7 protein-coding genes are annotated in these 13,572 nt (G+C 54.5%); 2 read left to right on the top strand and 5 right to left on the bottom strand.

The annotated features are described in order from the left end of the window. Positions 1 to 22 precede the first annotated feature (22 nt). The gene (locus MHI42_RS31510; protein ID WP_342421753.1) at positions 23 to 2,683 is read right to left on the bottom strand and encodes a glycoside hydrolase family 78 protein; all 2,661 of its coding nucleotides are present in this window, start codon (positions 2,681 to 2,683) and stop codon (positions 23 to 25) included. Between the two features lie 150 nt (positions 2,684 to 2,833). On the opposite strand from MHI42_RS31510, the gene MHI42_RS31505 reads away from it, so the two are divergent. Both MHI42_RS31505 and MHI42_RS31500 read left to right on the top strand, forming a co-directional pair. Next, entirely contained in the window at positions 2,834 to 3,757 is a 924-nt protein-coding gene (locus MHI42_RS31505) for an AraC family transcriptional regulator (RefSeq protein ID WP_342421752.1), read from the top strand. 105 nt (positions 3,758 to 3,862) lie between these two features. Further along, the gene (locus MHI42_RS31500; RefSeq protein ID WP_342421751.1) at positions 3,863 to 5,602 is read left to right on the top strand and encodes an ATP-binding cassette domain-containing protein; all 1,740 of its coding nucleotides are present in this window, start codon (positions 3,863 to 3,865) and stop codon (positions 5,600 to 5,602) included. A 114-nt stretch (positions 5,603 to 5,716) separates the two neighbouring features. On the opposite strand, the gene MHI42_RS31495 is transcribed toward MHI42_RS31500, so the two are convergent. From MHI42_RS31495 to MHI42_RS31480, 4 genes are all read right to left on the bottom strand, one after another. Next, positions 5,717 to 8,905 (bottom strand): alpha-mannosidase, encoded by a 3,189-nt coding sequence (locus tag MHI42_RS31495; RefSeq protein WP_342424843.1) that lies wholly within the window; start codon positions 8,903 to 8,905, stop codon positions 5,717 to 5,719. Positions 8,906 to 9,124: 219 nt separating this feature from the next. Continuing rightward, positions 9,125 to 10,162 (bottom strand): LacI family DNA-binding transcriptional regulator, encoded by a 1,038-nt coding sequence (locus MHI42_RS31490; protein WP_342421750.1) that lies wholly within the window; start codon positions 10,160 to 10,162, stop codon positions 9,125 to 9,127. Between the two features lie 120 nt (positions 10,163 to 10,282). Continuing rightward, positions 10,283 to 11,836, bottom strand: coding sequence for a response regulator (locus MHI42_RS31485; protein ID WP_342421749.1), 1,554 nt, complete (start codon positions 11,834 to 11,836; stop codon positions 10,283 to 10,285). Beyond that, a complete protein-coding gene (locus tag MHI42_RS31480) occupies positions 11,814 to 13,568 on the bottom strand; it encodes a histidine kinase (RefSeq protein ID WP_342421748.1) in 1,755 nt (584 codons plus the stop codon). Before MHI42_RS31480 ends, MHI42_RS31485 begins: the two co-directional genes overlap by 23 nt. Positions 13,569 to 13,572: the final 4 nt, after the last annotated feature.

Below are 13,572 nucleotides of genomic sequence, written 5' to 3'. Positions count from 1 at the left end.
CCCAGGAACTCTGCTATACCGCTTACTTTTGTAAGGCATATCCGAATCTATATTCACCGGAGCCGAGCGTAATCTTCACCGACTGCTCCAGCTGCTCGGCAGAATGAATGCCGCGGACCGCCTGAAGCTCCTGCCCGTTCTCCAGCACACCCGTCAGCAAAGCGTCCGGGAGCAGTACAGTAGCCGAGGTATTCGGCGGAACTACGGTCACCAGCTCTATTTTGCCGGAATCAATCGTCCACTCGGAGCGGATCTCTCCATACATAGATTCCAGCCCGGCGGCAGCCGAAGTCAGTCCGCCTCCCGGATGCGGCTGAATCAGAAACTGCTTATAACCCGGATACTCTTCCACCTGCTCGATGCCGGCAACACAGCGGTACAGAAAATCACCAATCGCCCCATACGCATAATGATTGAACGAGTTCATATCCTTGCTCCAGAAGCTGCCGTCCTCCTTAATCCCGTCCCAATGCTCCCAGATGGTCGTCGCCCCCCGGGTAACCTGATACAGCCAGGAAGGGTAATCGGTCTGCAGCAGCAGCTTGTAGGCAGCATCATAATGCCCCGCTCCAGCCAACACCAGATTCAGATAAGGCGTGCCGACGAAGCCTGTGGTGAGATGATATTTGCTCTCTTCCAGCAGCTCTATAAGCTTGGCAACCGTGCGTTCTTCCGCCTTACCCTCCACCAGACCGAACATCAGCGCCAGCACACAGGCCGTCTGTGTAGCTACACTTATCCGTCCGGCAGGCGTGATGAATTCCCGGTTAAAAGCTTGTTTGATCCGCGCATGCAGCTGTGAATAGTACTGCTCATCTTCTGTTCTGCCCAGCACTGCCGCAGTCTTACCCATAAGCTCTACAGAATAGGCATAGAAGGCAGTCGCGATATAGTCCCTGTCCGTAGCGCCGATGTAGCTGTCCGGCTTGGCATCCAGGCCCAGCCAGTCTCCGAAATGAAAGCCGGTATTCCACAGGAATTCATCCGTCCCCTGCTGTCGGATATACTCCACCCAGCCCTGCATGCTGCTGTACTGCTGCTCCAGAATCCGCTTGTCGCCATAACACTGATAAATCGTCCACGGACAGATGACAGCCGCATCGCCCCAGGCAGCAGAAGAATGGGAATTCTCATCCAGCACGTGGGGAATTACGAACGGAACACCGCCGTTATCCAGCTGATCGGCCGCCAGATCCTTGAGCCATTTGCTGAAAAAGGGAGCTACATTCATCAGATACGCCGACGTACGGATGAACATCTGCGCATCCCCGGTCCAGCCGAGCCGTTCATCGCGCTGCGGGCAGTCTGTCGGCACATCGACGAAATTGCCTTTTTGCCCCCAGAGAATGTTATGCTGCAGCTGATTCAGCAGCGGATTGGAACAGGTAAAGCTGCCGGTCGGCTCCATATCCGAATGCAGCACCACCCCGGTGAAATCCTGCAGCGGGAGGTTCTCGGGGAAGCCTATCAGCTGCACATACCGGAAGCCCTGGAATGTGAAACGCGGCCGGAAGCTCTCCCGGCCTCCGCCTCTGGCAATATACGTAACCGTCTGTCTGGCCGCCCGCAGGTTATCTGTGTACACATTGCCTTCCTGATCCAGCACCTCGAAATGCCGCAGCTGAAATTCCTGTCCAGCCTGACCTTCGACGGTGAAGCGCATCCAGCCGACCATATTCTGGCCCATATCCAGCACGGTCTCCCCGGCCGGAGTGCGCATGATTGCTATAGGTATCAGTTCCTCTACAGCCTTCACAGGAACATTCTCCTGGGCCAGCAGAATATCCTTGGTGTACGGAAGGATCTCCGCAGGCATCCATGACTGGTCATCGTACTCCGCCCTGCTGAAACCGGTCTGCTCCAGACGGGCATCATAGGTTTCGCCGTGATAGATCTCCGACATCAGCAGCGGTCCGGGCGATACTGTCCATCCCGGGTCCGTTCCGATGATCTGCTCCACCCCGTCCGCATAGATGAGATGAATCTGCATCAGCAGGGCCGTGCGGTCGCCGAACACATGCTTTTTGTTATCCCAGGCCAGGTTTCCTTTGTACCAGCCGTTCCCCAGCCAGGCGCCAACCGCATTGTCCCCCACTGCCAGCTGCCCTGTAATGTCATAGGTCTGGAACTGCAGGCGGGTGCTGTAGCTGGTCCAGCCGGGGGTCAAATAATCCTCGCCGACTCTTGTACCGTTCAGCTCCACTTCATAGAGACCGAGACTGGTCACATACATTCTGGCCCGGGTGACCTGCCGGTCTACATGGAAGCTCCGCCGCAGCAGCGGAGCCTGCTCTGCCTGGACATCCAGGCAAGCCAGCGGCGCTGTAATCCACTCTGCCTCCCAATCCTCCGGCGAGAGCAGGCCCGTCTCCCACCAGGCGGTATCCGACCACTCTGTAGGCCGGTTCTGCTGATCCCATACTCTGATCCGGTAATAATAGCGCTGCTTAGGCTGCAGCTGCAGCTCCTTCAGCTCAATATGCAGGGATTGTCCGGACTCCACTCTGCCCGAATCCCATACCGTGCTTCCGAAGTCCTGATCCATTGCTGCCTGAAGCTGATACGCCTGCTGCATGACATCCCGCTCATCCACATCCAGCTGCCAGCTGATTCTTGGATAACGGACATCCAGCCCCAGCGGATTGTCTTTGTACTCCACACGTAATTTATGAACAGCTATCATTTCATTACACCCCGTCTTTTCTGGGATTGCCCCTATAAATATGAAACGCTTTCTATTACAATTATAGAATTCCGCAGCATTTAAATGACCTGCAATATGGACATTTCACCGGGGTAAAAAGGACATTCTGTTGTTTAGAGGAGTGAACTGATGCATTCGGCCAATCATACGCTAAAAGGAGAGTATTTCTTCCAGAACAATCTCCAGTTATATGTGAACCGCGCTACCGAGAACTATGATCTTCCGCTTCACACCCATGATTTCATAGAGCTGACGTTCGTTGCCGAAGGCAAGGGCTTTCATTATATCGGGCAGCAGGCTCAGCAGACCGGCAAGGGCCAGCTGTACTATATTCCCGTAGGAGTCTCCCATGTCTTCCGTCCGTCTTCACCCGGCCCGCTCCGTGAGCCGCTCGTGGTGTACAATTGTTTGTTTAAGCCGGAGCTGCTGGACAGCCTTGCCGCCCTGATTCCGGACCCGCCGATTGCCTCCTACCTGGAACAGATCCGCAATCATCAGCTGCCCGCATTCTCCGTAACGGATCTGAACGGTTCCATCGAGAGCCTGTTTCTGGCGCTTCACCGGGAGGTTCATCTTCCGCAGACCGGCGCGGGCAGCTATTTGCTGACCTTGTTCATTCAACTGCTGATAAGTATCTACCGGCTCAGGCATGACGAGGTCCAGTTTCCGCTGAACAAGCAGACGCAATTCCTGCAGATTCTGAATTATGTCAACCAGGAGTACGCGCAGGAAATCACCCTGAAGCGTCTGTCACGCAGCTTTGACTGGAGTGAAAGGCATCTTCAGCGGCTGTTCAAGGCGCATACCGGGCAGACCTTCCATCATTACCTGCAGAATGTCCGGATCCAGAAAAGCTGCCTGCTGCTGGTTCAGCAGCCCAAAGCGCCCGTTCAGCTCATTGCGGAGCAGGTCGGCTACCATGACCCGAAGACCTTCAATCTGGTGTTCAAGCGGATTATCGGCACCACTCCGGGGAGCTACCGGCAGGCGTCCGGCAGGAAGCATCCGGAGGGGCCGGAGCCGGGAGGAACAACTTTAACGCGGAATGATTGATGTTATTTGTAAATAGTGTTAGGCTATCAACGGTAAACTCAACATCTGTGCTCTTCAATATATCCTAAAATAGTCACAAATTTAGTTAGAAAGAAAGGTAACACTATGATAAAAGCAGAACACTTATCCTTCTCATTTCCGCAAAAAGAACTATATAAAGATATTTCCTTTACGCTTGAAGCCGCACAGCATTGTGCTTTCATTGGAACAAGCGGCAGCGGGAAAAGTACACTGACCGATATTCTGATGGACCCGGAAAAATATCTGTTTGAGGGCAGGTTAGAGATAGATCCCGCTTGCAGCATCGGGTATGTAAGCCAGTTCTCCCAACCGGAAAAAACTAAAGAAACAACCGTTTTTGAATATATCGGCGAAGAATTTATTAAAGTACAAAATGAAATAAATTCTATTTTGGCTGAAATGGAAACCTCCTCGGATATGGATTCGCTGCTGGAAAGGTATCAGTTGGCGCTAGACGCCTTCGATGCTATGGACGGGAATGATTACGAAAGCAATATTAATAAGAAGCTAAATCTGGCAAACCTCATGAAGCTAAAGGATGTCAGGGTATCTGACCTGAGCGGCGGGGAATTCAAGCTCATTCAAGTAATGAAGGAAATGCTCAGCCGTCCGGACTTCATGATAATGGACGAGCCCGATGTATTTTTAGATTTTGACAACCTAAATTCGCTTAAGAATCTTATTAATGCCCACAAAGGCATACTGCTGGTGGTTACGCACAACCGCTATCTGCTCAATCATTGCTTCAACAAAATCCTGCACCTTGAAAACAAGGAGATCCAGGAGTTTGACGGGCGGTATATTGATTACAACTTCTCCTTGCTGCAAACCAAAATTGAGCTGCAGGAGCTCGCCATCGCTGAAGAGGAAGAAATTGCGAGAAACGAGAACATCGTCAATAACCTTAGAGCAATCGCAACTTATAATTCTGAGGCCTCCAGAGGGAGAGCGCTAAAAGCCAGAGTTAAATTTCAGGAAAGACTGGAAGCACGCAGAATTAAAGCTCCATTCGTAGAGATTAAGCAGCCGGATATCCGTTTCAGTATCGATCATGAACTGGAAGACACGACTGTTATAACTGTTAATAACTATAGCGTTTCCTTTGATGAGCTGCTGTTAGAGAATGTTAACTTTGAGATCAAATCTACGGATAAAGTAGCCCTTATCGGTGCAAACGGCACCGGGAAAACGACATTACTCCGGGAGATTTATAGGAATAATCATGATGCAATAGAAGTAAATCCGGATGCTAAAGTGACTTATTTATCTCAGCTTCAAGGTGAAATGCTGAAGGACTCTAATACCATCCTGGAGGAATTCATCGATGCCGGGTTCGCAACGTATGATGAGATTAGATCGCATCTTTCAAGCTACGGCTTTGAGGGAGAAATCCTTGATCAGAAGATAGAATCTTTATCCGGCGGCGAAAAAAATATGCTTCAGTTAGCTAAAGTTTCGGCCAGTAAAGCGAACGTGCTGCTGCTTGATGAGCCGACAAGCCATTTGGACACCTATACACAAATCGCACTGGAGAACGCTATCCAGAACTATAAAGGTGCGATTCTCATGATTTCGCATGATTTCTATTCGGTGGTAAACGGGATGGATTATGTTCTGATCATTGACGGCAAGACGATTAGAAAAATGACGATCAAGAAATTCAAAAAGATGATCTATGCAAGGCATTTCGATAAGGACTATCTGGAACTGGAACAAAATAAAAAAGCTGTTGAAACGAAAATCGAGCTGGCTTTGAAAGCTGCTAACTTTGAACTTGCACAAGGTTTGATGGATGAGCTGGAAGAGCTGATTAAGCAGCTGTAAATCAATATATCTGTACTTTATGCAATAGCCTCAAGAATAAAGCAAATGATCCCCAAAGTCCGGGGATCATTTGCTTTTGCTTTATACACTAACCGCATTCTGCCTAGTGTTCGCTCAGGCAAAGACAACATGCAGCGTATGAATCTCATATGGTTTGAAATCAAGGCGGATAGCCGGTCCGTCCACCACCCCGGTCTCCAGCGGGCGCTCCATCAGATCGCGCAGCTGCCAGGAGACGGCGGAGTAATCGCTGCCGATATTCGCCGTGCTGCGTGTTCCGGTGTACTCATGCAGTCTGACGATACATCCGCTGCCATCCTCGGCCAGCTTGACGGCATCGACGGCAATGTTCGGGGCATCACAGGTGATCAACGACTTGCCGTTACCGGCGGCATAACCCCCTTCTGCAGCGAGGAGCGGATTATTCAGCGCCCAGGCTTCCTGCACCGTGCCAGCCGAAGCCCAATCCCCTTTATGCGGAAGCAAGGCATACGTGAAGCGGTGCTCGCCCTGGTCAGCCAGCCGGTCCGGGCTGGTTGCCGATTTGATCAGCGACAGCCTCATCGTGTGATCTTTGATGTCGTATCCGTATTTGCAGTCGTTCAGCAGACTGACGCCATAGCCCCGCTCCGACAAGTCCGCCCACTGGTGGCCGACGCTCTCGAACCGCGCATAATCCCAGCTCGTATTCCAGTGGGTCGGCCGCTTCACATTCCCGAACTGGATATCATAGGTAGCTTCCGTCGCGCGAACCGCAACAGGGAAAGCTACCTTCATCAGCTGATGCTGTTCATGCCAGTCCACCAGGGTCTCGAAATCAATCCGTGCACTTCCGGCATATACCCTAACCTTCTGAGTGATCGAGGAATCCATGTACTGCCAGGTGAACTCAAGCACCGCCTGCAGCGGGCCGCATTCGGTCAGCTCTACAGAGCGCAGATCGCTCACCACCCGCATTTTCTCCTGGTAATACAGATCGATATCCCAGGCATCATACATCTTCGGCTTATCCTCGAATACCTGCAGCAGGTTGCCGCATTCGCCCGGTGCCAGCACCTCACGGGTTTCTCTGCGGTCGAAGATCCGGCTCAGCTGCCCCGCTGCATTCCACTCCAGAATGTAATAAGGGGTAGTTAGCGTAGAATCCTGCCAGGTAAAAGGAACGGAGGGCTCCGTATTCTCTCCGGAAGCGGCGGGTTGTGCAGCGCGGATCACTGCACTGCCCATCGCCGGAACATCTTCTACCCCGACCAGCCACTGACTGCCGGAGCGCTGGGCGGACAGCAGGTTGCCGGCGGCATCACTCCAGACGGCATTCTCTGCGCTGTGAGGGACGGCTGCCAGGCGGGGACCTCCAAAGAGGGAGCTGTTGAACAGCGTGTAGTCCTTGTGTGACGCGGTATACGCCGGGTCATCCTCACCCGCTGATGCAGCATCAGGGCTGTTAAGGTTGACGAGTCCCGCAGCCGCAGCATTAAGCGCAGCCCGGCCCAGTTGCTCTGCTTCGGCATATTCCAGCCGTGAATCCTGGTAGACCTCATGGATCGAGGAGCCAGGGATAATATCATGGAACTGGTTGCGCAGAATAATCTGCCAGCCTTCCAGAAGCGACTCTGCAGGATATTGTGCATATCCGCCTGTCTCCGCAGCAAGGAGTATCTGCAGCCACTCCGCCTCGCGGTACAGCAGCTCAAGCTTCCGGTTCATTCTTTTATTATAAGCCTGGCTGGTGTAAGTCCCGCGGTGAAACTCCAGATACAGCTCCCCGTCCCAGGTATGCACATATTGATCGGTGCCTTCTATCGTTTCATGCAGCCGCTCGAAATAGTCATCCGCCCGGCCCGGCTTCACTTGCGGCAGCCCCGGCATGGTATCCAGCCTCCGGCGCATCTCCAGCATCTCGCGGTTTACACCGCCGCCGCCATCGCCATACCCGTAGGAGAGCAGCAGCTCACGGTTCAGGTTCTTGTCGCGGTATTGGTCCCAGATCCCCTGCACAGAGAAAGGCTCAATAAGGCCGTTATACGTATAGTACCAGGCGCTGGAATCAGGAGCCTCGGGTGTGGTGATAAAGTGGGTCAGCACCTCGCTACCGTCAATCCCCCTCCACTGGAACGTATCATGCGGCATGCGGTTATACTGGCTCCAGCTGATCTTGGTCGTCATGAAGGTGTCAATTCCCGACTTGCGCAGAATCTGCGGCAGCGCCCAGCTGTAGCCGAACACATCCGGCAGCCATAGATACTTGCAGTCCACGCCAAATTCCTCGCGGAAAAATTTCGTCCCATACAGAATCTGGCGCACCAGCGACTCGCCGCTGGTCAGATTGCAGTCCGCTTCCAGCCACATTGCACCTCCGGCTTCCCAGCGGCCTTCCTCCACCCGCTGCTTAATTTCGCTATAAATCTCCGGATAATCCTGCTTGATGTAGGCATAGAGCTGCGGCTGGGTCTGCAGGAAGATGTACTCCGGGAACTCCTTCATCAGCCGGAGCACAGTAGAGAAGGAGCGGGCCGCTTTCTCCCGCGTATGAGTGAGCCGCCATAACCAGGCCACATCAATGTGGGTATGACCGATCGCGGTTACCGTAACCGGATGCTGCTGCTCCAGCAGGGCCAGGGCCTCAAGCAGGCTCTTCTCGGCCTCCTGGACTGATGCATAGAAATCCGCGCTGCCGGGCCTTGACCAGTCCAGCTTGTTAAACGAGCGGTTCAATGCCATCAGCAGCTCATGCTTCTCGATCTGGCTGTCGGCAAGCTGCTTGAAAGTACCCAGTGCCGCCCGGCCTGTATAATAGAGATTGTCGGCCGCTTCATCCAGATATGCCAGCTCAGCCTGCTTGATCCGGTGCTCCTGGGGGATAAGCTGCCCGTCTCCGTTCAGGCCTGACCATAAGCGGAAAGTGAAATCCAGCTCCCTGCCTGCGGCATCTGCTTCAAGAAACACCTCCTGGTGGTTGGAATCCACGCCCTGATACGGCTTGCCATCCAGGAACAGCAGGGATTCGAAGCCGCTGTTGTTCCCTCCGCCTGTCCGGCCGAAATCGAATATACCTACAATACGTTTCCCCTGCCAAGCTGCGGGTACGGTTATTTTGCGGTGCAGCCACAAATATACGTCACTGCCGGTCCAGTAATCTCCTATACGAAGCTTCTTGTCTCCTTCCGGTGCGGACGGATAGACACCATTGTCTCCCTCCTGATCATCAGTAACCGCCCATTCATCTAGCGATACACTCTCACGGTACCGGTAACCCTCCAGCTCTTTCAACCGCAGCGCAAGCTTCTCTTCAGTCCAGAACATTTCCATTCCGATTCTCCTCCTTTTATATAACACGTGTTATCAAGCGGGCAAAAAGACGGTCCATCCGCTTAAGGATGGTACCGTTCCCTGGTAATTAGGATAAGCTGCCACTACAAAGTGAATCGCTGCTTAAGGCATATTGCCTGTTAGCTCAGCCGGCTCAGACTATGTGAAAGCTAAAGCTACATCGTCCCAGCCCCCCCTTCATACCAAGCGCAGTTACGCGCTTTCTCCTGCCCGTAATACTGCTGGAAGCCAGATTTTGTCCGCCTGTCCTGCTCCCATCCCGCCGTTCATCTGCATATGTAAGCAGCGCACAGCTTCCTCCCCCATACTCACATAAGGGATTTCTACGCAGCTTAGAGACGGCAGGCTAAGACGGTGGCCCTGAATCGTATTATCTGCCGCCATGATCCGCACGTCTTCACCAATGCGCAGGCCAAGCTTGTGAGCCGCCCGGTACAGGTCGGGAATCGCGCTTGACCAATTAACCAGCAGCGGCGCATGCTGCGGACCGCTATCCGCCAACCTCTGCAGGCACGCTGTCCAGTCGCCATGGTGTTCCTCCAGCCGGATCACGATTGGCTTCATCCCGTGTGCATTGCACCAGCCGGTATAGGCATCGCGGCGGTTCCGCTCTGCCCAGTTATCCGCACTATGCTCATGGTATACCTCGGCATAGACCGGGCCGGGCTGCTGCGGTGTACCCTCCCGCAGCAAATAATTCAGCGCCGTCTCCACACTGCCCGAATAATCGGCCAGCACGGAAAACACACCGGGTACTTCTGCATACCCTTCCACAGAAACATAAGGGATTCCGGCATTCCCTATGCGGGAAGCCCACTCCTCATCGTGGTAGCTGGTATGATCCAGCGTCACAATCCCGTCAATCTTCCGCTGGTGATACAGCTCCAGCAGCTCGGCCCTGCCGTTGGCGTTCCCCTTATGGCGCGGAGAGCAGAGCAGAATATGATACCCGCTGAGCTCACACTCCCGCTGCATGCCTTCCAGCAGCCGGGTGAACAGCGGATGACGCGTATCACCGAAAGCGGCAAGCGTCATGCTTTTTCCCGTCTTCATGCTGCGCGCCCCGGCGTCCACATGATAATTCAGCTCGCGGATGGCTTCCAGCACGGCTTCACGCGTCTCCGCTCCAACCCCGATGCCGGGAGTATCATTCAGCACAGCAGATACCACACTGCGGGACACCCCCGCCCGCTTGGCTACGTCAAAGCTGGTCACTCTTTTTTTGCCCATATATCAGCACCTCACCGAGAGTATAACACGTGTTATAAAAAGTTGTACAGCGCTTTCTTTATTTTTGCACCTGGCGAAAATAAGGGGGCCTTTTGCAATAACTCTGCTGCATGGCCCCTGCTAAGTGCGCTCGGAATCTAGACTGGCCTCCCCGAAGGCGGGGGTGCCGTCTCCGCCCATCCTTTCATCCCTGCGGTAGGCTCCGGGGGTTTGTCCGGACCATTTCTTGAACGTTTTGATAAAATAATTATCGTTCGGGAACCCGACGCTGCGGCCGATTTCATTAACGGTTAAGTCTGTCTCGCGGAGTAAGCGCCGGGCTTTCTTCACGCGCACATGCTGAAGGTAGTTAATGAGGGTCTCCCCTGTCTTCAGGCGGAAAAGCCCGCTGAGATAATGCTCCTCCATGGCAACATAACGGGCGACCGCCCGCAGTGTGATGTTCTCGGCAAAATGGCTGTGGATGTATTCCAGCACGCGGTTAATCTCGGGATGATTGGTTGTTATCCCCTCTGCTGCGGCCATGCGCACCTGCATTTCATCCGCCACACCCAAAAAGCAAGCGAGCAGCTCCCGGTGGGTGGCCGCTTCGCGCAGACGCTGAGCGGCACCGGACGGAGGAGGGTTGCCGATTTCGGCAAAGGTCCGCACCAGGCGTTCCGCCTTCTCCATCACCCGGGAGAAGGGCAGCCGGCTTGCCCGCAGCGTTCCCCACATCGCGCAGGCCGTACGCTGCATATCCGCGCTCCGCCGCTGGGCAAAGGCCAGAACAATCTCCTTCTCCATGACCCATATAGGCGGAAGCTTCGGCTCTCCGGCCACATCCTCCCTTGCGGCAGATGTAGACGCGGACTCTGCTCCGCTGCCGTCTGCCGGAGCTTCGCCCTTAATTTCGTACCAGAGGTCGTTTAGCTGCCGGTAGAGCCGGGTCCACTCCGCATGGATGAGACCGGGCGGAACCGGACCGCCGCAGGCCACAGCCGGAACGGGCAGGCCCACTGCAAGCTTGCCGGGCAGCCTAAGGCTGCCGTCAGACCAGAAGAAGCAGGTCGTACAGCCGTCTGCCGTAAAAGAACCGGTCCAGACCTCCTCCATCCAGGTGTCTGGCGGGCAGGCCTCCAGAACGGCTTCCAGCAACGGCCGGGCGGTCCCGATGCAGGAGATCATGAGCAGCCGCCGGTAAGATGCCGGAGGCGCTGGCGGCGCTGTCTCCTGCCCCGACTTCACCGCCTCCCAGACGAGGGGATAATAGCGGTCGAACGCCTGCCCCAGCAGCGCATGCCGCTGCCTGCGCGAGGCTGACAAATCTTCGCCGATCTTAAGCAGTATCTCCTGCAGCTCCGGGATACTCAGCGACAGCTTGAGCACATACCCGCTGGCTCCGAGCTCCAGCGCTTTGCGGGCATATTCGAACTCACCCATGCAGGTCAGCATGACAAACCGGCTGTCCAGCCCGGCATGGCGCGTCTGCCGCAGCAATTCCAGGCCATCCATGCGGGGCATAAGAATGTCGGCAATGACAAGATCGGGTCTCAGCTGATGCATCAGCTGCAGAGCCTCCTCTCCGTCGGAAGCCTCCCCTGCCACACTGAAGCCATAAGCTTCCCAGTCCACCAGTTTAAGCAGCTTGCGCCGGACAAACGGCTCGTCTTCAACCAGAAGAATTTTCCACATGCTCTGCACCTCCGAATTGGAAAGGATTTGCAATCAATAACGGGATGGTGATGCGTGCCATTGTCCCCTTCTCCCCCTCCAGAAGAACGAGACTGCCATCTTCCCGGAACAGCAGCTGCAGGCGCTGGCGGATGTTGGCGATTCCGATGCCCTTGCGCGTACGGAGCTCCGGGTGTTCCCCGGCGCGGGCAAGGCCGACACCGTTATCCTCCAGCTCCAGAATCAGCGTGCGTCCCGATCTCCTTGCCCGGACAGAGACCCGGGCATCCTCCTGCAGCGTGGAGAAGCCGTGTTTGAAGGCATTCTCCATCAGCGGCTGCAGCGCCAGCTTCGGAACAAGAGCATAGGCCAGCCCTTCCTCCACATCCAGAGTGACCCTTACTTTGCCTTCATAGCGGATATTCTGGATATATACGTACGCCTGCAACAGATCCAGCTCATTCTGCAAGGGAATCAGCTCTACATCCGAGTACAGGCTTGTTTCCAGCAATTTGCCCAAGGAAATCGATATTTCTGCGAGTTCATCCTCTTCCTTTTCATAGGCGATCCATTTGATCGTGTTCAGCGTGTTCAGCAGGAAATGCGGATTCATCTGGGCGGTCAGCATCTGGTAATGCAGCGCTTCCTTCTGCCGTTCCTCCAGCTTCAGCTTCTGCAGCAATCCGCCGATATCCGTCATCATCGTATTGAACGTGGCCGCCAGATCCCTCATCTCTCCATGGAAAAAGGATTCTTCCACCCGTGTATTCAATTCCCCCTGTGCGGATAACGCCATCTTGCGCCGGAGCAGCGCGATGGGCCGGGACATGGCACCGGCGATGAGGAAGGTAAGCAGGAGGAAGCCGCCGGACAACAGCAGGGAGAAATTGAAATTCTGCTCCCGCAGTTCCTTCATATTCCCAAGATAAGTATTCAGCGGCATGGACGCTGCCAGATACCAATCCAGATTGTAGAGCGGGCTGATCGTCAGAATCGACGAGCTCTCATAATCAACCCGCTGCATAGGTTCCTCTCTTTCCGGAACGCGGATCATTTCTTGGATGGCCGTGCGGTCCACTGCCCGGAAGTAATCAGAGGAATTGAGCAGCTGGCCTCCCTGGTCCATCAATACATAATGCTGCTGGAGCAGCAGGTCCCGCGACGCTTCGGCAAGCCAGCCGTCATAATAAAAATTAATCCGCAGATAACCGAACGGCTGCTGCCATTTATCGAGCAATACAGCATACATGGACAAATCCTCGCCGGTCACCCAGCGGAAGGAGTCTCCCTCCGCACCGAGTCCGGCAAACCCGCTCTCCGAGACAAAATCGGCATGCTCCAGCCCGGTCTGCACAAGCCCGTCGGTGTGGTACACCGTGCCGGACCGGTCAGCCAGCGTGACGGTAATCTGGGCGGGCAGCTCCAGCGATGCCGGACGGGCGGTGCTTAGCAGGAATACCGCTTTCTCCGCAGGATTGAATTGTCCCGGATACAGCAATACGGAGCGGGTATAAGGGTCCCGCTCCAGGTACACATAATAGAGGAAAGCTTTATTGATCTCGTTGTTCAAGGCGTCGTTAACCACGTTTAGCTGCTCGATTGCCTTTTCCTGAAACTCACGGGACACGGTCCGTTCCATCATCCGGTAATTATAGATTTGCAGCAGGAAAAAGGGCAGCAGGAGGAAGATCACAACAGCGGCAAATAAGCGGTTTCTGAACTTTTGTGGCCATATGTGTTTCCAGCCTCCCATCGTC

It is taken from the genome of Paenibacillus sp. FSL E2-0178, assembly GCF_038593005.1.
Classification (GTDB): Bacteria; Bacillota; Bacilli; order Paenibacillales; family Paenibacillaceae; genus Paenibacillus_AQ; species Paenibacillus_AQ phytohabitans.
This window is presented reverse-complemented; position numbering and strand designations above follow the sequence as displayed.

Coding starts and splice junctions, on each gene's coding strand:
- MHI42_RS31510 (WP_342421753.1), bottom strand. CDS start 2,683: ATGATAGCTGTTCATAAATTACGTGTGGAGTACAAAGACAATCCGCTG.
- MHI42_RS31505 (WP_342421752.1), top strand. CDS start 2,834: ATGCATTCGGCCAATCATACGCTAAAAGGAGAGTATTTCTTCCAGAAC.
- MHI42_RS31500 (WP_342421751.1), top strand. CDS start 3,863: ATGATAAAAGCAGAACACTTATCCTTCTCATTTCCGCAAAAAGAACTA.
- MHI42_RS31495 (WP_342424843.1), bottom strand. CDS start 8,905: ATGTTCTGGACTGAAGAGAAGCTTGCGCTGCGGTTGAAAGAGCTGGAG.
- MHI42_RS31490 (WP_342421750.1), bottom strand. CDS start 10,162: ATGGGCAAAAAAAGAGTGACCAGCTTTGACGTAGCCAAGCGGGCGGGG.
- MHI42_RS31485 (WP_342421749.1), bottom strand. CDS start 11,836: ATGTGGAAAATTCTTCTGGTTGAAGACGAGCCGTTTGTCCGGCGCAAG.
- MHI42_RS31480 (WP_342421748.1), bottom strand. CDS start 13,568: ATGGGAGGCTGGAAACACATATGGCCACAAAAGTTCAGAAACCGCTTA.